This is a genomic window from Corynebacterium kalinowskii, from assembly GCF_009734385.1.
Taxonomy (GTDB): Bacteria; Actinomycetota; Actinomycetes; order Mycobacteriales; family Mycobacteriaceae; genus Corynebacterium; species Corynebacterium kalinowskii.
The window spans coordinates 1536899-1560129 of the sequence record NZ_CP046452.1 but is presented as its reverse complement, the minus strand read 5'-3'; the positions used below and the strand labels follow the sequence as shown (position 1 = coordinate 1560129).

Annotated in this window: 24 protein-coding genes; 21 read left to right on the top strand and 3 right to left on the bottom strand. The window is 59.3% G+C overall.

From position 1 onward, the window contains the following. Window positions 1-5: 5 nt before the first annotated feature. Window positions 6-2225, bottom strand: coding sequence for a glycogen debranching protein GlgX (glgX, locus tag CKALI_RS07360; protein ID WP_156192680.1), 2220 nt, complete (start codon window positions 2223-2225; stop codon window positions 6-8). Between the two features lie 14 nt (window positions 2226-2239). After that, window positions 2240-2788, bottom strand: coding sequence for a TetR family transcriptional regulator (locus CKALI_RS07355; RefSeq protein WP_156192679.1), 549 nt, complete (start codon window positions 2786-2788; stop codon window positions 2240-2242). 130 nt (window positions 2789-2918) lie between these two features. On the opposite strand from CKALI_RS07355, the gene CKALI_RS07350 reads away from it, so the two are divergent. The 6 genes from CKALI_RS07350 to nadC all read left to right on the top strand — a co-directional run bounded on the left by CKALI_RS07350 (window position 2919) and on the right by nadC (window position 7552). Beyond that, on the top strand, window positions 2919-3596 hold the full coding sequence (locus CKALI_RS07350) for an RAD23 family protein (RefSeq protein ID WP_156192678.1): 678 nt from the start codon (window positions 2919-2921) through the stop codon (window positions 3594-3596). 107 nt (window positions 3597-3703) lie between these two features. Next, the gene (gene bioB / locus CKALI_RS07345) at window positions 3704-4711 is read left to right on the top strand and encodes a biotin synthase BioB (RefSeq protein WP_156192677.1); all 1008 of its coding nucleotides are present in this window, start codon (window positions 3704-3706) and stop codon (window positions 4709-4711) included. 5 nt (window positions 4712-4716) lie between these two features. Then, window positions 4717-4977 (top strand): biotin synthase auxiliary protein BsaP, encoded by a 261-nt coding sequence (bsaP, locus tag CKALI_RS07340; RefSeq protein ID WP_156192676.1) that lies wholly within the window; start codon window positions 4717-4719, stop codon window positions 4975-4977. Between the two features lie 12 nt (window positions 4978-4989). Beyond that, on the top strand, window positions 4990-5580 hold the full coding sequence (locus tag CKALI_RS07335) for a hypothetical protein (RefSeq protein WP_156192675.1): 591 nt from the start codon (window positions 4990-4992) through the stop codon (window positions 5578-5580). 68 nt (window positions 5581-5648) lie between these two features. Further along, entirely contained in the window at window positions 5649-6692 is a 1044-nt protein-coding gene (nadA, locus tag CKALI_RS07330) for a quinolinate synthase NadA (protein WP_156192674.1), read from the top strand. Continuing rightward, window positions 6692-7552, top strand: a complete 861-nt coding sequence (nadC, locus tag CKALI_RS07325) for a carboxylating nicotinate-nucleotide diphosphorylase (protein WP_156192673.1) — start codon at window positions 6692-6694, stop codon at window positions 7550-7552. Before nadA ends, nadC begins: the two co-directional genes overlap by 1 nt. 22 nt (window positions 7553-7574) lie before the next feature. On the opposite strand, the gene CKALI_RS07320 is transcribed toward nadC, so the two are convergent. Further along, window positions 7575-8615: a YbjN domain-containing protein gene (locus CKALI_RS07320; RefSeq protein WP_156192672.1), complete on the bottom strand. Its 1041-nt coding sequence runs from the start codon at window positions 8613-8615 to the stop codon at window positions 7575-7577. A gap of 230 nt (window positions 8616-8845) precedes the next feature. Here CKALI_RS07320 and hisD point away from each other — a divergent pair, with 230 nt between their 5' ends. The 15 genes from hisD to glgP all read left to right on the top strand — a co-directional run bounded on the left by hisD (window position 8846) and on the right by glgP (window position 23226). Beyond that, a complete protein-coding gene (gene hisD / locus CKALI_RS07315; protein WP_156192671.1) occupies window positions 8846-10150 on the top strand; it encodes a histidinol dehydrogenase in 1305 nt (434 codons plus the stop codon). Beyond that, window positions 10150-11229 (top strand): histidinol-phosphate transaminase, encoded by a 1080-nt coding sequence (locus CKALI_RS07310; RefSeq protein ID WP_156192670.1) that lies wholly within the window; start codon window positions 10150-10152, stop codon window positions 11227-11229. The genes hisD and CKALI_RS07310 overlap by 1 nt, the downstream gene beginning before the upstream one ends. A 1-nt stretch (window position 11230) precedes the next feature. Continuing rightward, window positions 11231-11827 carry an imidazoleglycerol-phosphate dehydratase HisB gene (hisB, locus tag CKALI_RS07305; protein WP_156192669.1) on the top strand — a complete coding sequence of 199 codons (597 nt, stop codon included), beginning with the start codon at window positions 11231-11233 and terminating at the stop codon, window positions 11825-11827. Between the two features lie 21 nt (window positions 11828-11848). Then, the gene (locus CKALI_RS07300; protein ID WP_231580431.1) at window positions 11849-12037 is read left to right on the top strand and encodes a hypothetical protein; all 189 of its coding nucleotides are present in this window, start codon (window positions 11849-11851) and stop codon (window positions 12035-12037) included. A gap of 62 nt (window positions 12038-12099) precedes the next feature. Further along, entirely contained in the window at window positions 12100-13359 is a 1260-nt protein-coding gene (locus CKALI_RS07295; RefSeq protein ID WP_156193700.1) for an MFS transporter, read from the top strand. Window positions 13360-13373: 14 nt separating this feature from the next. Continuing rightward, a complete protein-coding gene (gene hisH / locus CKALI_RS07290; RefSeq protein WP_156192667.1) occupies window positions 13374-14006 on the top strand; it encodes an imidazole glycerol phosphate synthase subunit HisH in 633 nt (210 codons plus the stop codon). Window positions 14007-14030: 24 nt separating this feature from the next. Beyond that, a complete protein-coding gene (gene priA / locus CKALI_RS07285) occupies window positions 14031-14768 on the top strand; it encodes a bifunctional 1-(5-phosphoribosyl)-5-((5-phosphoribosylamino)methylideneamino)imidazole-4-carboxamide isomerase/phosphoribosylanthranilate isomerase PriA (RefSeq protein ID WP_156192666.1) in 738 nt (245 codons plus the stop codon). A gap of 5 nt (window positions 14769-14773) precedes the next feature. Then, window positions 14774-15559 (top strand): inositol monophosphatase family protein, encoded by a 786-nt coding sequence (locus tag CKALI_RS07280; protein ID WP_156192665.1) that lies wholly within the window; start codon window positions 14774-14776, stop codon window positions 15557-15559. 9 nt (window positions 15560-15568) lie between these two features. Then, window positions 15569-16333: an imidazole glycerol phosphate synthase subunit HisF gene (hisF, locus tag CKALI_RS07275; RefSeq protein WP_156192664.1), complete on the top strand. Its 765-nt coding sequence runs from the start codon at window positions 15569-15571 to the stop codon at window positions 16331-16333. Next, window positions 16330-16692, top strand: coding sequence for a phosphoribosyl-AMP cyclohydrolase (gene hisI, locus CKALI_RS07270; protein WP_156192663.1), 363 nt, complete (start codon window positions 16330-16332; stop codon window positions 16690-16692). Before hisF ends, hisI begins: the two co-directional genes overlap by 4 nt. After that, window positions 16680-17312 (top strand): TIGR02234 family membrane protein, encoded by a 633-nt coding sequence (locus tag CKALI_RS07265; protein ID WP_197079659.1) that lies wholly within the window; start codon window positions 16680-16682, stop codon window positions 17310-17312. The genes hisI and CKALI_RS07265 overlap by 13 nt, the downstream gene beginning before the upstream one ends. A gap of 74 nt (window positions 17313-17386) precedes the next feature. Continuing rightward, window positions 17387-18196, top strand: coding sequence for an indole-3-glycerol phosphate synthase TrpC (trpC, locus tag CKALI_RS07260; protein WP_156192661.1), 810 nt, complete (start codon window positions 17387-17389; stop codon window positions 18194-18196). Between the two features lie 54 nt (window positions 18197-18250). Next, entirely contained in the window at window positions 18251-19111 is an 861-nt protein-coding gene (gene lgt, locus CKALI_RS07255) for a prolipoprotein diacylglyceryl transferase (protein WP_156193699.1), read from the top strand. A gap of 33 nt (window positions 19112-19144) precedes the next feature. Next, window positions 19145-20572: a pyruvate kinase gene (gene pyk / locus CKALI_RS07250; RefSeq protein WP_156192660.1), complete on the top strand. Its 1428-nt coding sequence runs from the start codon at window positions 19145-19147 to the stop codon at window positions 20570-20572. A 68-nt stretch (window positions 20573-20640) separates the two neighbouring features. Continuing rightward, window positions 20641-23226, top strand: a complete 2586-nt coding sequence (glgP, locus tag CKALI_RS07245; protein WP_269076348.1) for an alpha-glucan family phosphorylase — start codon at window positions 20641-20643, stop codon at window positions 23224-23226. Window positions 23227-23231 lie beyond the last annotated feature (5 nt).

The following is a 23231-nucleotide window of genomic DNA, read 5'->3' as shown; positions in this document are numbered from 1 at the left end:
CGAGTCTACTTGGCTACTTCGGCAGCAGGGGAATCCGCTGGTACTTCTTGCACTAGTTTCCTAGCAGGTGCTTCTGGTGGGGTCATCTGCTTGAGCAGCATTGCGCTGCGCCCTGGTACAACGAGGTGCCCAGCCGCTGAGTAAATCGCCTCATCGGCTGGGATGCCGGTGTCATCAGTGGTGTCGATCTGCAGCTTCCAGCTACCACCCAGGGTGGCATCCGGGAGGGTGAAATCGATGTCCTCATGGTAGGCGTTGAAGCACAGCAGGTAGGAGTCATCAACAACGCGCTGACCGCGCTCATCAGGCTCCGCGATGGCGTTGCCGTTGAGGTAGACCATGATGGATTTACCGGCGGTAAAGCCCCAATCTTCATGCGTCATGAGGCGACCCTTGGCGTTGAGCCACGCGACATCGCGCTCCGGCATATCGTCGCCCAGTGGGCCACCGGCCAGGAAGCGACGACGACGGAACACTGGGTGGTCGCGGCGGATCTCCATCAGGCGGCGGGTGAACGCAACCAAGTCCTTGTTCTCTTCCGCGTCCTTCCAGTTAACCCAGGAGAGCTCGGAATCTTGGCAGTAGACGTTATTGTTGCCTTTTTGAGTGCGGGACATTTCGTCGCCGTGGGCAATCATCGGGGTGCCCTGGGACAGCAGCAACGTAGTGAGGAAGTTGCGCTGTTGCTGACGACGCAGCTTCTTGATTTTGGGATCGTCGGTTGGGCCTTCAACACCGCAGTTCCACGAGCGATTGTGTGACTCACCGTCGCGGCTGCCTTCGCCGTTGGCTTCATTGCGCTTTTCGTTGTAAGACACGAGGTCATTAAGAGTAAAGCCATCGTGAGCGGTGACGAAGTTGATCGAGGCGGTTGGGCGACGGCCGTTATTGGCGTAGAGGTCAGAGGAGCCGGTGAGGCGGGAAGCGAATTCGCCCAGGGTGGCAGGCTCGCCGCGCCAGAAGTCGCGCACGGTGTCGCGGTACTTTCCGTTCCATTCCGTCCACAGTGGTGGGAAGTTGCCCACCTGGTAGCCACCTTCGCCGATGTCCCACGGCTCGGCGATGAGCTTGACCTGGGAGACGATGGGATCCTGCTGGACCAGGTCGAAGAATGCGGAGAGGCGATCAACATCGTGCAGTTCGCGGGCCAGGGTGGATGCGAGGTCGAAGCGGAAGCCGTCCACATGCATTTCAGATACCCAGTAGCGCAGGGAATCCAAGATCAGCTGCAGGGAGTGCGGGTGGCGCACATTCAGGGAGTTACCGGTACCGGTGTAGTCCATGTAGTGGCGCTTGTCGGATTCCACCAGGCGGTAGTAGGCGGCGTTGTCGATGCCACGGAAGGCAATGGTTGGGCCCAGGTGGTTACCTTCAGCGGTGTGGTTGTACACCACGTCGAGAATGACTTCGATACCTGCTTCGTGGAAAGCGCGGACCATGCCCTTGAACTCGGAGACAGCGCCGCCGGGCTTGGTAGCGGCTGCGTAGTCCTGGTGTGGGGCGAAGAAGCCAAACGTGTTGTATCCCCAATAGTTGCGCAACCCGAGCTCGCGGAGGCGGTCGTCTTGCAGGAACTGGTGGACTGGCATGAGCTCGATGGCAGTGATGCCAAGGTCCTTGAGGTAGTTGATGATGGCAGGGTGTGCCAGGCCTGCGTAGGTGCCTCGAAGCTGCTCAGGAACGTCTGGGTGAGTCATGGTCATGCCCTTGACATGAGCCTCGTAGATGACCGTCTCGTGGTACGGGATCTTCGGTGCCCGGTCGTTTGCCCAGTCGAAAAACGGGTTAATGACTACCGAACGCATGGTGTGCAACAACGAATCTTCAGTGTTGCGGCCGTTCGGGTCTTCCGGGTTCGTTATGTCGTAGCTAAAAAGCGATGGGTGTCCATCGAACTCGCCGTCGAATGCCCTGGCATATGGGTCAACGAGCAGTTTGTTTGGATCGCAGCGGTGACCGTTGTCCGGATCGTAAGGGCCGTACACGCGATAGCCGTAGCGCTGGCCTGGCTGGACGCCTGGGAGGTAGCAGTGCCAGATATGCGCATCGACTTCTTCGAGCTCGATGCGCTCTTCGTTCTGGTCACGGTCGATGAGGCAGAGTTCCACCTTTTCCGCAATATCCGAGAACAAAGCGAAGTTCGTACCCGCACCGTCGTAAGTGGAACCGAGGGGATATGCCTCTCCCGGCCAAATCTGACGAGAGCTGTCTTGAGGTGTTGTCATGAGAGTTACTCTACTTAACGATCACTGAGGGCACCGGCTAAGACCAGCGTCAGCCCTTCTCTGAAGAGGTTTTCATCATCAGGCTTTTGCTCGGCTTGCCCGTCTAACGCGACTTGCAACTGGTGACGAGACTGCTCCTGTGAGGTGGCTCCCAGAGTGAAGTTGATCAATGTGGTCGCTACCAAAAGCGTACGTTCTGCTGACAGGTTTTCGCGCTCGAGGGCGTCGATAAGCCCAGCGGTAATGCGAGCGGTGATGTCACCGACAGGCAAGGCTGCCCCGACCACTTCAGCGCCATCGCGATGTGCCATCATCGCCGCGCGGAGCGTCTCGCACAGGGCGGTAGCGCTGGGCTTATCGACGTCAATGGCCTGCCACACCGGTTGCAGAATCTCCAACGCGATCGCCTCAATGAGCGATTGTTTGTTGGGGATGTGCCAATACAGTGCGCCGGGCACCACTTCGAGGTGTTTGGCAAGGCGCCGCATTGTCATATCGGCCAAGCCGTAGGTGTCGAGGATCTCGATGGCCGCGCCTACGATGTTTTCACGAGTTAACTGCACAAAGACAACAATAGAACGTCGATGTCGGGAGGGAGTGGATTGAGCTTGGAGTAGAGCTCAAGTGCATTTGGTCATAAGATGTGGTGAATTTCCAGTTTCTAAAACCTATCGAATGTGGGAGCAGTGCGGCATGAAGACGAAGAAGACGTTCAAGATCCTGGGTGCGAGCTTGATGGCAGTGTCGCTGTTGACCGTGACAGCTTGCGGTTCCAACAAGGATGGCGAGAAGGACGGATCGGTATCAGCGACTACATCCGCGGCAGTTAGTTCCGCCGCACCGGTTTCAACGAGCGCTGCGGAAAGCCCCGTGGCCACTTCTGGAACCGATGCTCCGAAGGAAACCACCTCCGCTGGCGAAAAGAAGCCAGCAACCTCGGCAGCCGGCGCACCGCAGCCAGCACCGCAGGCCCTGCCAGGGCAGGTTCCAGTGGCCACCGTCGCGCCCGCAAAGAACGGCCGACCAGGCACTCCGGCCGAGACCCAAGCGATTACTGACATGCTCAAACGCCAGGAAAGCGCAACGACTGTCAACGAGTATTTCAGCATTTTCGTGGACAGTATGTGTTCGGAAATCATCAACGAACAGGGTGGTCCAGAGGCATTTTCCACCGCGGGTGTGCCGGATATGCCACTGGCTGCGATTCCGGAATACCAGGCGACCGCTACCAAGGTGACAGGTGTGGATGACGTACTGATTGAGGGTGAACGGGCGACGGCAAAGGTCACCACCGTGACGGGCGCAGGCGAGACAGCCGCTAACACGATGGCTTTCCGCAATGAACAGGGCAACTGGAAGCTCTGTCGATAGCAAGTACCCCCGCGTTTCTTGAACAGCGTTCAATTATCGGTGTAGTGTGAGCTTGTGCACACTGTGCCGAGCAACGACCCCTGGACACATAAGGAACGTGAAACATCATGACCACCGTCGATACTGACATCCTCGAGCTGGCACGTGAAAAGGTCCTCGAGCGCGGTGAAGGACTGAACAAGGAAGAAACCCTCGCCGTCCTCAACCTGGACGAGGACCGAATTCCCGAGCTGCTGGAGCTCGCGCATGAAGTCCGCTTGAAGTGGTGTGGTGAAGAAGTGGAGATGGAAGGGATCATCTCCCTCAAGACCGGTGGCTGCCCTGAGGATTGCCACTTTTGCTCCCAGTCCGGTTTGTTCGACTCCCCAGTACGATCCGCGTGGCTGGATATCCCGGCGCTTGTCGACGCAGCCAAGCAGACCGCCAAGACCGGTGCCACCGAATTCTGCATCGTGGCCGCCGTTAAGGGCCCAGACGAGAACCTCCTGCAGCAGCTGGAAAACGCCGTGGCCGCCATCAAGTCTGAGGTCGACATCGAGGTTGCCGCTTCCATTGGCATCCTGACTCAAGAGCAGGTCGACCGCCTGGCTAAGGCTGGCGTGCACCGCTACAACCACAATCTTGAAACTGCGCGCTCCTTCTTCCCGAACGTTGTCACCACCCACAGCTGGGAGTCCCGTCGTGAGACGCTGGCTATGGTCGCCGAAGCCGGAATGGAAGTGTGTTCCGGCGGCATCCTCGGCATGGGTGAGACCCTGGAGCAGCGTGCCGAGTTCGCACAGGACCTGGCGGAGCTCAACCCGACCGAAGTTCCGATGAACTTCCTGGATCCCCGTCCGGGCACCCCGTTTGCTGACCGTGAGGTCATGCCAGCTCAAGACGCGCTCCGCGCCATTGGTGCGTTCCGTCTCGCTCTGCCACGGACCATCCTGCGCTTCGCTGGAGGTCGTGAGCTCACCCTTGGTGACCTTGGTGTGGAACAGGGACTGCTCGGTGGCATCAACGCCATCATCGTGGGCAACTACCTGACCACCCTGGGTCGCCCGCTTGAGCAGGACCTGGACATGATGGGCAAGCTGCGACTGCCTATCAAGGCTCTCAACGCCACCGTCTAACAACAATGAAGACACCCGCTAGCACCGAGTTGTTAGAGGCGCTGCTCACAGGAGCTGCGCCAATCTTCCACCCAAACACAGGTGAAAAGATTCCTGACGATGGTGAGCTGAGCATTCAGCTTTCCCCAAGCGCCCGCGCCGGGCTCGAGGCACCGCGCTACTGCCCAATTTGTGGCCGTCGCATCGTGGTTCAAGTGCGCCCCGATGGGTGGGATGCCGTGTGTTCTCGGCACGGTAGTGTCGATTCGAAATACTTGGATCGCTAAACTTCCGAAAGTATGAAGGTCACCCAGCAGGCTCCAGATTCCACTTCGACCGTGCGACGGTCCGGCCGCACGGTTCCCACTGTGGTGGGTGGTTATGCCGAACTGCTCGTCGTTTCGCTCGCCGCGTTTGGGCTCGCAGGGCTTGGTTGGGGCCTGTGGCGCCCCACCATGAGCGGCACGATAGCCGAAGGTGGCGGGGTGGAGATCACCGATCCGTCGGTAATGAACGGCAATCGCGAATTCACCACCTTCGGTGTCATGGTGTTCTGTTTTCTAGTTCTTGGCATTGCACTAGCGTTGTGGACTGCTCGCAGGGGGCGACAGTTCATGAGCCCGCTGCTGCTGGTGTGGGGCGTTGTGTGCTCGGCACTTGGATCGGCCTTGTTCTTCCTGTCTGGCACCAAGTTGGCGTTGTGGCGAGTGGGTGTGCCGAATCCGGACGAGCTGCACGTCGGCAGCGAGCTCACCTATCTTCCCGATGTTGGATTGAGCGTCGCGGGGCTCGTCGCTCCCTTCGTTTTTCTCATCTCGGCCTGGTGTTTGGCCATCTTCGGACCCGATGAGGCACCCGCACAAAACGGGGTAGGAGCCCCCGAAGTTTGATGATCACCGTGATAACGTGAGAAATCATCTTTTAGAAACTCGTTTAACTCATAGTGAAGGTTGGAACGATGTCTGCACTACAGGCCCTGGATTCACCGCTTCGCGCGTCAATAAGCCACACTGCCGCTGGCTACGGCGGGGTTGCAGCTGATGAACAGTGGCGCAGCGAGATCGAGCGCTTGAAGCGAGAGCGCGGCGCCGTTATTTTGGCTCACAACTACCAGCTGCCGGAAATCCAGGACATCGCAGACGTCACGGGCGATTCGCTCGCACTGTCGCGTATCGCGGCCGAGACAGATGCCGAGGTCATCATCTTTTGCGGTGTCCACTTCATGGCAGAGACCGCCAAGATCCTCTCCCCAGAAAAAACCGTCCTGATTCCCGACGAAGACGCAGGCTGCTCCCTCGCCGACTCCATCACCGCCGCGCAACTGCAGGAGTGGAAGGACGAGCACCCAGGAGCAGTGGTGGTGTCATATGTGAACACGACCGCGGCGGTCAAGGCGCTTACCGACGTCTGTTGCACGTCATCTAATGCTGTTGACGTTGTCGCTTCCATCGATCCGGCAAAGGAAATCCTGTTCTGCCCAGACCAGTTCCTCGGTGCTCACGTTATTCGGGAGACCGGACGCAAGAATGTGCACACCTGGGCCGGCGAATGCCACGTTCACGCGGGTATCAGCGCCAGGCAGCTGGAACAAGCGGCAATGTCGAACCCAAACGCTGAGCTATTCATTCACCCGGAATGTGGTTGTGCAAACTCCGCAATTTACTTGGCGGGAGAGGGCAAAATCGAGCGGGAACGAGTACACATGTTTTCCACTGGAGATATGTTGACGAATGCTCGGCAACTCTCTGGTGCAACGACTGTGTTGGTGGCCACGGAGCTTGGCATGCTGCACCAGCTGAAGAAAGCCGCGCCGGAAGCAAACTTCCTGCCGGTCAACGACCGCGCAGAGTGCGGCTACATGAAGCGGATTACTCCAGCCGCCCTGCTGCGATGCCTCACAGATGGAGCAGATGTTGTTGACGTTGACCCGGACGTGGCTGCGAAAGCCCGAGCCAGCGTGGAACGCATGATTCAGATCGGAAAGCCAGGTGACGGCGAATAATGCCAGATTTCGGCCTTGACCTTGCGGATGCCCGCAAGGTTATTCGAGTGGCACTCGATGAAGACCTCGCATACGGACCAGATATCACGACCTTCGCCACCGTCGGTAGCACGCAGCGCAGCCGAGCAAAGGTGGTCAGCCGGGAGCATGGAACCATCGCCGGAGGTGCGCTGATCGCTGAGGTCATCGCTTTGGTGAGCGAGAATTCGGACTTCACTGTCAACTTGCTCAAGCAGGACGGTGACACAGTCGCGCCGGGGGAGGCCGTGGCTGAGATTGAATGCCCGACGCGGGTTCTGCTCACCGCCGAACGTACTTTGCTCAACCTGCTTACCCATTTGTCCGGCATCGCCACGGCGACCTCCGCATGGGTTGAGGAAGTAGCCGGCACCAAAGCGAAAATTCGTGATTCCCGCAAAACCCTGCCGATGCTCCGGAAACTACAAAAGTACGCCGTTCGTGCCGGTGGGGGAGAAAACCATCGCATGGGACTGGGCGACCGCGCCATGATCAAGGACAATCATGTCGTTGCTGCCGGTTCAGTGGTCGAAGCGCTGCGCTGCGTCCGACTCGAATTCCCAGACGTATGGTGCGAGGTTGAAGTCGATACCCTGGCGCAACTTGATGAACTGCTCACCGAGTCCCCGGACGAGATCCTGCTGGACAACTTCGACCTCTGGGAAGTGCAGGTGGCAGTGCAGCGCCGAAACGCGTTGTCCCCAGAGACTTTGCTGGAGGTGTCGGGTGGCCTCATCCTGGAACAAGCAGCCGAATACGCCAACTGTGGCATCGACTATCTGGCTGTAGGTGCACTGACGCACTCTGTGCGAACCCTCGACCTCGGGTTGGACTTCGACTAGTCAGCGCTGGCGGTGCGCTGGCCTATTGATCTGGCCAGCGCACTGGCGACGAACCGGTGATCTCAAGGCTCAGCGCATCGATCGCTCGCAGAATTGATTGAGTGGCGGAACCGATGACTTCGCTGAGCTGGTCCGCGCTGAAACCATGAGTGATCGGGATGGCGTACTCCACCCGCAACTGCAAGTGTTCCTCTTCTTCCACCCACAACGCGCGAGTGGCTGCTGGGGCGTTGTTCCAATCGTTGGCAACGAGAAATGCTCGCAGCCAGTCAGATTCCGGAAGATCGCAATCCCAGTGCCCGCGCATCAGCAGTGACGGGCCATTGTCAATGAATACCGCCATCAAGATGTTGTTGATGCCGGTGACAATGAAGTCCTCATGCTTTTCCATCTTCTCGATGCCCTTTTCGCGCCAGGCTTCGGCGATGCCGTCGATGGTGACGGGGGTCAAGGGGTCGTCGAAAAGCGCAGGCTCCTCAGAGGAGTCCAGGAAGAGGTTGAGCGCGGTGCTTTCGTCGAGGTCGCGGGTCGGGTCGCCGTCGATATCGTATGGGCGAAATAGTGTCTGGCGGAGGGCTTTATCGTCTTCGTAGGTGCGGGCGTAGTCGTTGAGCGCAATGAGGTGGCTGCCCAGCGTGCTGGCAAGTTCGGTGACAGCCATGTCGGTGACATCGCAGGAGCGGTACATGAAGTCGCTGAGTTGCTCCCACGATGCGCCGGCACCAATGGGGAAGTGTGACACGAAGGATACGGACACGTCACCTTCGTCGGTGACGCGGAACGAGGCAGTGGGGTTGATGCGCTCAGAGTTCCAAGACTCAATGAACTCGGTGACGTCATGGAGCTTGGCCATGCTGATATCGCACCGTACCTGGGCGATGGACACGATTGCAGGATCTGGATGGGCAGTGAAGGTAAACAGCTGTCGATGCAAATCCCAAGGAACGAGGAGTCGGTCAGCTCCCTCGACAAAATTGAGCCCAATCGACTCAGCAACCGCGCTGAGCGTCGCGATTGTAGGAAACATCAGAATTTTCTTGCGCTCGGCTTCGTCGTAGTTCACCTGACACCTCCTTCCGAGTCTTACCCACCCACCGGGATTGTATAATTTGCAAAAGGGTGAAAATTATTGTCTCGGTGTTGCCTGCTACCACTCTAAGCCCCCTAAAAAGGGCGGAAAATAGGCGCTGGCCTAGCGGAGTTTAAAGTACCAGGTAGACAGACACCTAGAATAATCCATATTTCCACCATGCCAGATCGCGACCGGCCACTGGGCCAAGGAGGCTGACCACCATGCTAAGCACCATCGATGTGCGTGGACAAGTAACGAGCATGAGCGTGCTGCGACGCACGCTGCCTCGCGCACAGATGGATGTGGACGCCGTACAGTCTACGGTTCAGCCCATCGTTGAGGACATCAAACAGCGCGGTGCCGTCGCAGCCCTGGAGTACGGGGAGAAGTTCGACGGTATTGTTCCTGATTCGGTAAAAGTGCCAGCGGACGTCGTGAAGCGTGCTGCTGACGAGCTTGACCCGCAGATCAAACAAGCCCTGACTGAGGCTATCGCGCGGGTGCGCACGGTTCACGCCGCCCAGAAGCCGGAAGGCAGCACGGTCACCTTGGGCGATGGAGCTGTTGTGCGGGAGGAATTCCTGCCCGTTGAGCGCGTTGGATTGTACGTCCCGGGCGGTAACGCGGTGTACCCATCCTCTGTGATCATGAATGTGGTGCCTGCGCAGGAAGCGGGCGTTGCTTCTCTTGTCGTCGCCTCACCGCCACAGAAAGAGTTCGGCGGCTGGCCACACCCGACCATCCTCGCTGCCTGCTCGCTGCTGGGCGTGGAGGAAATTTGGGCCGTGGGGGGCGCGCAGGCCATCGCGCTTCTGGCGTACGGCGACAACGACCTGGATCCCGTGGACTTGATCACCGGCCCGGGCAACATCTTTGTCACCGCTGCTAAGCGCTGCGTGCGTGGTGTGGTCGGCATCGACGCCGAAGCTGGCCCGACCGAAATCGCGATCGTAGCCGACGAGACCGCCAATCCGGTCTACGTCGCCTACGACCTCATCTCCCAGGCAGAGCACGACGTCATGGCCGCATCCGTGCTGATCACCCCGTCAGTCGAACTGGCCGAAGCAGTGGACCGCGAGATTGAGGCCCGTTACGGTGTCACCCTCAACGCCGACCGCGTCGCCCAGGCCCTCAAGGGGGAGCAGTCGGGCATTGTGCTTGTCGACGACATCGACCACGCCATCGTGGTGGCCAACGCCTATGCCGCCGAGCACCTGGAGATTCACACCAGGGCGGCCACAGAAGTTGCCGCGAAGATCAGGAACGCTGGCGCCGTCTTTGTGGGCGAACACGCCCCGGTGCCGCTGGGAGACTATGCGGCGGGTTCCAACCACGTCCTGCCGACATCCGGCTCCGCAGCTTATGCTTCGGGCCTGTCTACCTACACCTTCCTCAAGCCCATGCACTTCGTGGAATACACGCAGCAGGGGCTGCGTGAAATCGGTTCAACCATCATCACCCTGGCAGATGCCGAGCGCCTTCCAGCGCACGGCGAAGCAATCAAAGCACGACTGGAGAAGAACTAATGGCCCTGAGCGATCTTCCGCTGCGCGAGGAGCTGCGTGGTAAGTCCGCCTACGGCGCACCTCAGCTCGACGTTGACGTTCGGCTGAACACCAACGAAAATCCCTATTCGCCGTCTCAGGCGCTCATCGACGACCTCGTCGCCGAGGTCGGCAAGCTGGCGGCGGATCTCAACCGCTACCCAGAACGCGACGCGGTAGAACTGCGTACGGCGCTGGCTGATTATGTCAGCGAGCAGACCGGGGTAACAGTCACCGTCGACAACGTGTGGGCAGCCAACGGATCGAATGAAGTGTTGCAGCAGCTGCTGCAGGCGTTCGGCGGTCCAGGGCGTACCGCCATGGGCTTTGTGCCGAGTTATTCGATGCACCCGATCCTGTCTCAGGGCACGCACACTGAGTTCATTGGAGTGCCTCGTGGCGCGGACTTCCGAATCGACATGGAACTGGCTCTGTCTGAGATCGCAGACAAGCAGCCTGACGTTGTCTTCGTGACCACGCCAAACAACCCAACTGGCGACATCACCTCGCTGGAGAACATCGAAACAATCGTGCAGGCCGCTCCCGGCCTCGTCATCATCGATGAAGCCTATGGCGAATTCTCTCCGTCGCCATCGGCCACCACACTCCTTGCTAAGTACCCGAACAAGCTGGTCGTCTCCCGCACCATGAGTAAGGCTTTCGACTTCGCGGGCGGTCGCCTCGGCTACTTCGTTGCCGACCCCGCCTTCATTGAAGCAGTCATGCTCGTCCGCCTGCCGTACCACTTGTCCACCCTGTCTCAGGCCGCCGCGATCGTGGCGCTGCGTCACCGGGAAGACACACTCGCGACCGTCGCAAAGCTAGCTCAGGAGCGTGACCGGGTAGTGGCTGGGCTCACCGAGCTGGGGTACGAGGTTATCCCGAGCGAATCGAACTTTGTGTTCTTCGGCCCGTTCGCGGACCAGAAGGTAGCCTGGCAGCAGTTCCTCGACGAGGGCGTGCTCATTCGAGACGTCGGCGTTGCCGGCCACCTCCGGGCCACCATCGGATTGCCAGCAGAAAACGACGCCCTGCTTCGGGCAGCACAGAAGGGTAAATAACATGCGCATCGGACGGGCATCTCGTACTACCAGCGAATCGGATATTCAGGTCGAGATCAATCTCGACGGCAGCGGCAACGTCGACATCGACACCGGAGTACCTTTCTTCGACCACATGCTCACCGCTTTCGGCGTGCACGGCGCTTTCGATTTGAAGGTGCATGCCAAGGGCGACACCCACATCGACGCGCACCACACCGTTGAGGACACCGCAATTGTCCTCGGCCAGGCGCTGCTTGAGGCAGTAGGGGACAAGAAGGGCATCCGCCGCTTCGGCTCGGCAATGCTGCCGATGGACGAAACCTTGTGTGAAGCCATCGTGGACATCTCCGGTCGCCCGTACTTTGTCATGAACGGCGAGCCAGAGCACATGCTGCATCAGATTATCGGCGGGCATTACGCCACCGTGATCAACGAGCACTTCTTTGAAACGCTCGCTCTCAACTCCCGCATTACGCTGCACGTGCGCTGCCACTATGGCCGCGATCCGCATCACATCACGGAAGCCGAGTACAAGGCGGTGGCTCGCGCATTGCGCGCTGCTGTCGAGGCTGATCCACGCCTCACCGGCATTCCTTCCACCAAGGGCGCTCTGTAGTCCATGGCGGAAGTTGTTACAGTGGCTAGCAGTGCAACTGGGCCGAACTACGCTTTTGTGTACATTCTGTTCATTCTCGCCGGCCTTTTGGTTGGTGGGGCATGGTCGGCGTACCAAGCGGAAAACCGCCGGGCGACGTACGGCTTGGCTGTGATCGCGGCTGTAGCTATCATCGCTGCGCTGTACATGTTGATTGGAGAAATGTCCTAAGAGGAGGATTGATGGCGAGGAACCGGCGGCTGTCACGCGAAGAACTTGATCAGCTGCCCAGCATGTGGAGCAGCCCGGGGTTTCTCGCCACAATCGTGGCAGTGGCCGCAGCCTTCGGTAGCTGGTCGCTGCTCCTGCCCGTCGTTCCTCTCGCTGTCATTTCCTCCGGAGGCTCCGATGCCTACGCCGGAGCAACAACCGGCGTATTTATGGCAGCAACCGTCCTTACCCAGATTTTTACACCGCGGCTGTGCCGGATGTTCGGCTACATCCCAGTGATGAGCGTGTCGGCATTCCTTCTGGGAGCGCCTGCACTCGGTTACCTGTTCAGCATGGATCCGCTACCTGTGCTGCTCATTTCCGCGCTGCGAGGCGTGGGTTTCGGCGCATTGACGGTGGCTGAGTCAGCCCTTATCGCGGAACTGGTCCCGCTGCGCTTTCTAGGCAAAGCTTCGGGAATGCTGGGGCTCTCGGTAGGGTTGTCTGAACTCATCTTCCTGCCCGTTGGTCTCTACCTCGCTGAACAAGTGAGCTTTGCTTCCGTGTATGTCTTGGGCGCGATAGTGGCGCTGATCGCTGCCGTCATGTGTCTGTTGATCCCACGAATCAAGCCCGAGCCGAAGGGATCCCCGGCCGCCGTCGAAACACAAGCTGCACCAGTGGCTACCTGGAAATTGGTCACCGTCCCTGCGATCGGCATCTGTGTCGCCTCCATGGGATTTGGCGTGGTGTCTACTTTCCTTCCGGCAGCGGTACGTGAAGCCGATGCCCAGAGTGGTGCCTTGTACGCAGGAATCGTATTGTCTATCGTCGGCGGCGCGCAGATGGTGTTCCGCTACCTTGCCGGCGTGGTTGCGGACCGCCGTGGCACACCGGGAGCCAGCATGGCGCCCGCGTTGCTAGCTGGGGCATTCGGCTTGGCGTTGATGGCGGTGACCGTGGCTAATGGCTGGTCCGTGTGGCTGCTGTTTTTCGCTGCCGTGTTTTACGGTGGCGGTTTTGGCGCAGCGCAAAATGAGGCCTTGCTGGAGATGTTCACCCGTTTGCCGCGCAGTCGCGTTTCTGAAGCTTCTGCCATCTGGAATATCGCTTTCGATTCCGGTACCGGCATCGGGTCCTTTGCTCTCGGTTTGGTGGCCGCCACCTACGCTTATTCGGGTGCTTTCGCGGCCGCTGCGGGCCTCATGGCCCTCGGTTTAGTGGCTACGCTTCTCGACGCTCTCCTCGGCCGTCACCGCATCAGCGAGACCGACAACAGCAAGGAACGTTTGCGTCGGGTGCGCCCGGTACGCCCCTTGCGCCCGAAGCGGAAACGCAAGTAGCTAAAATATCCGGCATGAAGAAGATCGCCCTGCTTGACTACGGCTCAGGTAACATCCGCTCGGCCCAACGCGCCCTGGAACAGGTCGGTGGTCAGGTTACTGTCACCAGCGATCCAGAGATCGTCCTCGATGCGGATGGATTGCTGGTCCCAGGCGTTGGCGCTTTCGACGCCTGCATGAAGGGGCTGCAGGCTGTTCACGGTCCTCGGCTCATTGGTGAACGACTAGCCGGAGGGCGGCCCGTACTGGGGATCTGCGTAGGCATGCAGATCTTGTTCGAAACGGGTGTCGAGCATGGTGTGACCTCCAAGGGGTGCGGGGAGTGGCCGGGGAGCGTTGAAAAGCTCGAGGCCCGAATTCTTCCGCACATGGGGTGGAACACTGTGGATGCACCCGCTGACTCGGCCATGTTTGAGGGCATCGATCCCGATGACCGGTTCTACTTCGTCCACTCCTACGGTGTGCGCACCTGGGAGTTCGAAGGAGACGGTCTGACAACTGCGCCACAGGTTGCCTGGGCCACTCATGAAAGTGACCGATTCGTGGCGGCCGTGGACAACGGCGCACTTTGGGCCACCCAGTTCCACCCAGAGAAATCTGGAGACGTGGGGCTGAAGCTCCTCCGCAATTGGGTGCAAAGCCTCTAAGAATAAAGGTTAGACTCAGTAACTATGACTTTCACTCTTCTTCCCGCAGTAGATGTTGTCGGTGGCCAGGCTGTGCGCCTGCACCAAGGCGAGGCCGGCAGCGAAACTGTGTACGGCACTCCACTCGAAGCTGCCCTCATGTGGCAGGAGCAGGGCGCGCAGTGGCTGCACTTCGTGGATCTTGATGCGGCGTTTGGCCGTGGCTCCAACCATGAAATGATGGCCGAGATCGTCGGCAAACTCGATATCAATGTCGAGCTCACGGGTGGCATTCGCGATGATGCTTCGCTTGAGCGGGCGCTCGGCACGGGTGCTCGTCGTGTGAATATCGGCACTGCTGCGCTAGAGAAGCCAGAGTGGTGCGCTGAGGTGATCGCCAAGTACGGTGACCGCGTGGCCATCGGCCTGGATGTTCGCGAGGTCGACGGCGAGTGGCGGGCCAAGGGCAATGGCTGGGTGACCGACGGCGGTGACATGTGGGAGATCCTGGAACGGCTTACCCAGCAGGGCGTCTCCAGGCTCGTCGTCACGGACGTGTCCAAGGATGGCACGTTGACTGGACCAAACATCGACCTGCTGCGTGACGTGGCAGCGGCTACCGACGCGCCCATCGTGGCCTCGGGGGGCATTTCCGTGCTTGACGACGTCATCGCCCTGTCGCAATACGTGGCAGAGGGAATCGACTCCGCGATCATCGGCAAAGCACTGTATGAAAAGCGTTTCACGCTGCCGGAAGCACTAGCAGCGGTAGCAGACAAGTAGCTCCGATGGATCCGCGCATGCTGCTTGCCATAGCCGAAGCGGTGGTGGATGACTGCGAAAAGGAATTCCTCGCTGGACTCGGCACAGCGGAGCGGGTGTCCAAAGGCAAACATGATTTTGCTACCACCGCCGATCTGAAGATCGAGCTCATGTTGCGCCGGGAGCTTACTACGCTCACCGGAATCCCGGTGTATGGGGAAGAAGGCGGCGGCAGCCTCGATGATCCAGCTGTGTGGGTGGTCGATCCCATTGACGGAACTTCCAACTATGCTGCGGGCAATCCTATGTGTGCCATCTTGGTTAGCCTCCTGTTTAAGGGGCAACCGATCGTGGCACTCTGCTCGCTCCCAACCATGGGCAAACGACTCACTGCTTTCGAGGGCTCCCCGTTGATGATCAACGGTCAGCCTCAACCCCAGCTTCAGGCCCCTGCTCCCGAGGTAGTGCAAATCGGCTTCGGATCGCTGGTGGCCAGTTCATCGCACCAGTTCCGCACCCGGCTGCGCCAAGAACTACTCGGTACCCTCGCTGCGTCACACACCCGGCTGCGGGTAACGGGCTCGGTTGGGGTGGATCTTGCGTTCACCGCCATGGGAATCTTCGCCGCATCGGTTACCTTTAGCCCCTTTGCCTGGGACAATGCTGCTGGAGTGCTTTTGGTCCAAGCGGCAGGAGGACAGGTGACGGATCTCGACGGCAACCCGTGGACGACAGAATCGGTCGGCATTGTCGCGGGGGCGAAAGAGAAGCAGGCTGACCTCTTGGCTACCATCAATCAGATCTGTGAATAAGGAGTGAGCATGGCAGTTGCAATTCGTGTTATCGCATGTTTGGACGTAGATGGTGGGCGAGTGGTCAAGGGCGTCAATTTTGACAATCTTCGCGACGCTGGGGATCCGGTCGAGCTGGCCGCCCGTTACGGCCAAGAGGGTGTGGATGAGCTTACCTTCCTGGATGTCAGTGCTTCTAAGGAAGGGCGTGGCACCATGCTCGATGTGGTACGTCGTACGGCTGAGCAGGTATTCATCCCGCTGACAGTGGGTGGTGGTGTCCGCAGCGAAAACGATGTAGATGAACTGCTTCGCGCAGGCGCTGACAAAGTCAGCATCAACACCTCCGCCATTCACCGCCCAGAACTGATCTCTGAGCTCTCCCAGCGTTTTGGGGCGCAGTGCATTGTGCTGAGTGTTGACGCGCGTCGCGCAGCGGATCAGCCATCTGGGTTTGAGGTCACCACCCACGGTGGAACCAAGTCTGCTGGTTTAGATGCCATCGAGTGGGCGCGTCGCGGTGCCGAGCTCGGCGCGGGCGAGATCCTGCTCAACTCCATGGATGGCGACGGCACTCAGGACGGCTTCGACATTGAGCTGATCGAAAAGGTGCGGGCTGTGGTGGATGTCCCCGTCATTGCCTCGGGTGGCGCGGGAACCGCTGCGCACTTCCCGCCAGCTGTGGCCGCCGGTGCGGACGCAGTGTTGGCAGCCTCGGTATTCCACTTCGGCACTGTCGCGGTCTCCGAAGTCAAGGATGCACTGGCCGACGCAGGTTATGAGGTTCGCCGATGACCAATCCCGCTGAATTCGTCCTGGACAAGGACATCGAAAGCAGCTTGAAGTTCAATGACGCAGGGCTCATCCCGGTTATTGTCCAGGCTGAGGGCACTAAGGAAGTGCTGATGATGGCATGGATGGACAGCCATGCACTGGCGCATTCCCTTGCCACTCGACAGGGAACCTATTTCTCACGCTCCCGAAATAGTTACTGGATCAAAGGGGAGACCTCTGGGCACGTTCAGGAAGTGGTGAGTGTTGCCGCCGACTGCGATGGTGACACATTGCTGATGGTCGTCCGGCAAACTGGCGCGGCCTGCCACACCGGTTCCCGTACCTGCTTCGACGGGCGGGAATTGCCATGCGCAAACTAGCCACAGCAGGTCTCGCACTTTCCGCGATCGCGATGTGGGCAGCCTCGCGCCTGACTTGGCTCGAAGTGTCCGTATTCGATGACAAATCTGGCGACGCGCACCACCAGCTCGTCGGTGCGGTGTGGTCGACCGAGACCACTGCTGTTGCCCTGCTGTTGCTGGCTGCGGTCGTCGCCATGCTTGCTTTGCGACGTCTCGGGCGGCGCATCGTTGCCGCTATCGCGGCCCTTGCCGCCGCAGCTGCGAGCTGGCAACCGCTACAGCTGTTGCTGTATGGTGCGGATCCGCTTCGTACGAAGGAACTGCTCACCAGCGGTGCGGCTTCACAACAACAGAATAAGCCGGTGACCGTCACAGAATGGGCCCAGATAACCGACATTTCCGTCAGCGCAGCCGGGCCAGTGCTCACATTGGTTGGTTGCGCTGTGGGCTTGCTGGCGGGCATCGTGCTGGTCATGAAGCCGGGCGAGGATAGTGTGCGCAAGAGCAAATATGAGCTCAAACAAGCACGGGAAGAAAAGCTCGCCGACGAGCTGAACGAGGATCCTGACTCGCCACGCCTGATGTGGGACGCACTCGATGCTGATGTTGACCCGACAGCAAATAGGCGTGATTTTTAACCACCCTAGGGGAGCGACTAGCCTTAGGAATCGTGCACCAAACTAACTCGGTTCTGCGCGGGAGGTCAGGCTAACTGATGTCCATTTTTGAGCAGATTATCCAGGGCGTCGTGGAGGATGTTGCCTACCGCGAAGCTCAGGTGCCCTTCAAAGAAATCAAAGCGCTGTCCAAATCAGTGGAGCCGCCGCGCGATGCGTTAGCTGCTTTGCTGCAGCAAGGCTGTGGTGTGATCGCGGAGATCAAGCGCGCGACACCGTGTCGTGGACAAATTGCTAGCATCGAGCATCCCGCTGATCTGGCTATTCAGTTTGAGGCCGGCGGCGCGCGCATTATTGGCTGCCAGACGGAACGTCGTCGCTTCATGGGGTCCTTAGAGGACCTGGCCGCCGTGAAAACGGCAGTGTCGGTGCCGGTGATGAGCAAGGACTTCATCATCGACCCGTACCAGATTCACGAAGCTCGCTACTACGGTGCGGACATGGTGCCGTTGGTAGTTTCTGCACTCGATCAAGCGCGTCTTGAATCACTGCTCGACCGCATCGAGTCCCTTGGCATGACCGCGTTGGTGGAGGTATATACCCCGGAAGATGCGTCCCGAGCAATCCAAGCTGGAGCCAAAGTCGTCGGTGTCAATGCCCGCAACCTTCACTCGATGACCATGAACCCGAGTGCCTTCGGCGATATCGCACCGGGTCTGCCTCGCGAAACTGTGCGCATTGCCATGTCGGGTGTGCGCGATGCCAAAGATTTGCGGTTGTATGCCAGCGCCGGCGCGGATGCCGTCGTGATCGGCGAATCCCTGGTGACAGCCCCGGAACCGATGAAACTGGTGCGGACGATGGTCGCGGTGGGGCAGCACCCTGCGACGCCAACCGCTCGTTAATTAGTGGGGTAGTGGCAGCGGATTGCTTGCCAATGGTGCACACTAGTGTGCGTGATGAACCTCGCTTACCTTCCTTCCCCTCCTCAAGGTGTGTGGCATCTCGGCCCTGTTCCGATTCGTGCCTATGCGCTGTGCATAGTAGCTGGCATCTTGGTGGCAATCTGGATCACCAAACGCCGTTACGTCGCGCGCGGTGGGAACGAGGACGTGGTCATGGATGCGGCGCTGATCGCTGTCCCTGCGGGCATCATTGGTGGCCGCATTTACCACGTCATAACAGACAACAATCAGTACTTCTGCGATACCTGTAACCCAGTCGATGCCCTGAAGATCACCAACGGTGGTTTGGGAATCTGGGGTGCAGTGGCCTTGGGCGTGGTGTGCGTGTGGATCATGATGCGCATGCGCGGGCTTAAGTTTGCACCGCTTGTCGACGCCGCTGCTCCCGGAATCATTTTGGCCCAAGCAATCGGTCGCCTGGGTAACTATTTCAACCAGGAACTGTATGGTGGGCCGACCACTGCGCCCTGGGGCCTGGAGATTTATTACCGGGTGGACGCGAACGGCGCTTTGGCGCCCCTTACTGGTCGCTCCACGGGCGAAGTGATCGACGTCGTGCACCCCACCTTCCTTTACGAACTGCTGTGGAACGTGCTGATATTCGCGCTGCTGTTGTGGGCCGATAAGCATTTCAAGCTGGATCGCGGCCGCGTGTTCTGGCTGTATGTAGCCGGATACACCGCTGGTAGATTCTGGATCGAACTGATGCGTAGTGACCCGGCGACCCTTGTTTTTGGTTTGCGAGTAAACACCATTACCTCGGCTGTGCTGTTCGTCATTTCGGTAGTGATTGTGATGTGGCTGAGTCGAAAGCGTGCTGAGGTTGATGCGTCACGACCAAAGCAGGATTTGTAGCAGCACTGCCCCAACCGGACTAGGGTGGGGATCGTGAACAGACGAACGAAGATTGTATGTACGCTTGGTCCAGCCGTAGCAAGCAAAGAGGGTCTCCTCGGTCTTGCCAAGGCTGGAATGAATGTCGCGCGAATGAACTTCTCGCACGGCGAGCACGAAGATCATGCACAAAACTACCGCTGGGTTCGCGAGGCTACTGACGAAACTGGTCAGGCCATCGGTGTCCTTGCTGACCTGCAGGGCCCAAAGATCCGACTCGGACGATTTGTCGACGGCGCTACCGTCTGGGAGACCGGCGAGACTGTCCGCATCACTGTTGAAGATGTCCCTGGCACTCACGACCGCGTGTCGACCACCTACAAGGAGCTAGCCAAGGACGCCAAGCCTGGCGACCGCCTCCTCGTTGACGACGGCAAGGTTGGGCTCGTCTGCGTAGCTATCGATGGCAATGACGTAGTCTGCGAAGTCACCGAAGGTGGCCCGGTATCCAACAACAAGGGTGTATCCCTGCCAGGCATGAACATCTCCGTCCCGGCGCTGTCCGAAAAGGACATCCGTGACCTGCGCTTCGCTTTGAATCTCGGCGTGGACTTCATCGCCTTGTCCTTCGTCCGTTCTCCGGCCGACATCGAGCTCGTGCACAAGGTTATGGACGAAGAAGGTCGCCGAGTACCAGTGATCGCCAAGCTTGAAAAGCCTGAGGCTGTCGAAGCTTTGGAGTCCATCATCCTTGCCTTTGACGCAGTCATGGTCGCTCGTGGTGACCTCGGTGTTGAGGTACCGCTGGAGGATGTTCCAGGCGTACAGAAGCGTGCCATTCAGATTGCCCGCGAGAACGCCAAGCCAGTAATCGTGGCAACTCAGATGCTGGACTCCATGATCGAAAACTCCCGCCCGACCCGTGCAGAAGCTTCGGACGTTGCCAACGCCGTGCTCGATGGCGCTGATGCCGTCATGCTCTCCGGTGAGACCTCCGTGGGCAAAGACCCACAGAACGTGGTCCGCACTATGTCTCGCATCGTCACTGCTGCGGAACGCAACGGTGAAACTCCGGCGCTGACCCACATCCCGCGGACGAAGCGTGGTGTGTTGTCTTACTCGGCACGTGACATTGCTGAGCGTTTGAATGCCAAGGCTCTGGTAGCGTTCACCACCTCTGGTGATACCGCTAAGCGCCTTGCTCGTCTGCACAGCCGCCTGCCACTGCTCGTGTTCACTCCTGAGCCTGCCGTACGTTCGCAGCTCGCTCTTACCTGGGGCGCACAGACTTTCCTGTGCCCTCGCGTGAGCACTACCGACGAGATGATGGTCGAAGTGGATAAGGCGCTGCTGGCAATGGAAGAGTACGAAGTCGGCGACGTCATGGTCGTCGTCGCCGGTACCCCTCCGGGGGAGCCTGGCAACACGAATATGATCCACGTTCACATGCTGGGCGAGGATGTCAGCGAAGTTAAGTATTAAATTCACTTCCTCCGGTCGCGGATTCCTGGCTTTGTGGCAGAGTTGGAGGGGTGAAACCTTCGAACTCTGTGAATGTAGTACAAAGCGTCCCAGCCGAGCTCACTCCGCTGTGGCGCCTGGCCATGAATCTGCGCTGGTCTTGGCGGCGCGAAACCCGCGAGCTGTTCAAGACGATCGATCCACTGAAGTGGAGCGACTTCGACGAGAATCCCCGTCGGATGCTCATGGAAGCATCCGCGGTTCGCCTTCAGGAGCTGGCCGCCGACGCGGACTACGTTGCTAAGGTCCGGGCGGAAGAGCACAACCTCAACGAATACCTCCAGTCCTCTCTCTGGTACCAAGACACCCACGCTGTCCACCAGGTCAAGGATCAGGCCACGGTAGGGGAGAGCGACCTCGGCCCAGCCGACCCAATCGCCGCCTACTTCTCCATGGAATTCGGCATTCACCCAAGCCTTCCGATCTACTCCGGTGGCCTGGGTGTTCTTTCCGGCGACCACATGAAGTCCGCCTCCGACCTCGGCGTTCCGCTGATTGGCGTCGGCCTGCTGTACTCCTACGGCTACTTCACCCAGTCCTTGTCCGGCGATGGCTGGCAAGAAGAGCACTACGAATACCACGACCCGCACAAGCTGCCTGTCGAGCCAGTCCTCGACGAAAAGGGCCAGCAACTCAAGGTCACGGTCGCATTCCCTGAAGGTCGCGACATCGTTGTCGCACTGTGGGTCGCAGCTGTCGGCCGTGTGCCACTGCTCCTGCTGGACACGAACATCCCAGATAACCCACCGGAGATGCAGAATGTCACCGACCGTCTCTACGGCGGCGACAACGAGCACCGCGTGCGCCAGGAACTCGTCCTCGGCGTCGGCGGTGTCCGCGCGGTCAACCTGTTCTGCGATACCCGTGGTCTTGCTCGTCCACGCGTCGCCCACCTCAACGAAGGCCACGCCGGCTTCCTTGGCCTGGAGCGCATCCGCGAGCGCATGAACGAAGGCTTGTCCTTCGACGCTGCTCTGACTCAGGTTCGCGCAGCGAGCATCTTCACCACTCACACCCCAGTTCCTGCTGGCATCGACCGCTTCGACATGAACCTCGTGCGTCGCTACCTCGGCGAAGGTCTGCCAGAGGATCGTCGTCTGGTCCCAGGCGTTCCGATGGATCGCTGCCTCGAACTCGGCGCCGAAGCTGATCCACACCGTTTCAACATGGCGCATATGGGTCTGCGACTGGCTCAGCACGCCAATGGCGTCGCAAAGCTGCACGGTGAGGTCTCCCGTGAGATGTTCGCTTCCCTGTACCACAACTACGAGCCAGCAGAGGTGCCAATCTACTCCGTCACCAACGGTGTGCACCTGCCAACGTGGACCAAGCCGGAAATGCGCGACATCATTGAGCGCTTTGCCGACGGCCAGGACCTCGCAGTGGCTGACACGTGGACCAACGAAGATGCAGTTTCTGACGAAGAGCTGTGGGAGACTCGCAACAAGCTGCGCGCCGACCTGGTCCGGGTTGCCCGCACCGCGGTCAAGCAGTCTGGTGTCAAGCGCGGACAGTTCGAGGCTCAGCTGAACTGGACCAACCGAGTCCTTGACCCGAACATCCTCACCGTAGGCTTCGCGCGCCGCGTGTCTACCTACAAGCGTCTCACTTTGATGCTGAAGAACCCAGAGCGTCTGCGCAAGATCCTTCTCAACGAAGATCGCCCAGTTCAGTTCGTCATCGCTGGTAAGGCGCACCCACACGACATGGGCGGCAAGAAGCTCATGCAGGAGATTGTCCGCTTCGCCGATGAAGCAGGCCTGCGCGACCGCTTCCTGTTCCTGCCTGATTACGACATCGGACTGGCTGGCTTCCTCGTATCCGGCTCCGACATCTGGCTGAACAACCCGGTCCGCCCACAGGAAGCTTCCGGCACCTCGGGTATGAAGGCCGTAATGAATGGCTGCATGACCCTGTCGATTTCCGACGGCTGGTGGGACGAAATGCCACAAGAAGGCTACGGCTGGACCATCCCTACCGTTGAGACAGACGACCTGATGTTCCGTGATGAGCTCGAAGCTGAGGCAATGTACGACCTGCTCGAGCACGAGATCGTCCCGATGTTCTACGATCGCGACGAGAAGGACATGCCGCGCGAGTGGCTGCAGATGATTCGTCGCTCCATGACCACGCTGTCTCCAATGGTCAGCTGTACCCGCATGGTGCGCGACTACACCGAGCAGTTCTACCGCCCAGCCAACCATGCATCCCGACTGGTGTTGCATGACAACGACGCTGCCCAGCAGTTCGTGAACTGGAAGGAACGCGTCTACCAGGGCTGGCCAAACCTCCGACTGTCTGATCTGCAGTTCGGCAACGCTACCAACTGGGATCGCGCGGTTACCTCCGGTGAGCCAGTGGCAATTTCTGTTGATGTCGAGCTCGGCATGCTCACTGACAGTGACGTTTCCGTACAAGCAATTGTGGGTAAGGTCAACGCCGCTGGCGACATCGTAGACCCTACGATCACCGAGATGCAGGATAACGGTGAGGGCCGCTACTGGGCACAGCTGCCAATTCACGAGCCAGGCAATCTGGGCTACACCGTACGGATCGTGCCGAAGCATCAGATCCTGCCAAACCCGGCGGAACTTGGTCTAGTTAAGTTCTATTAATTCAC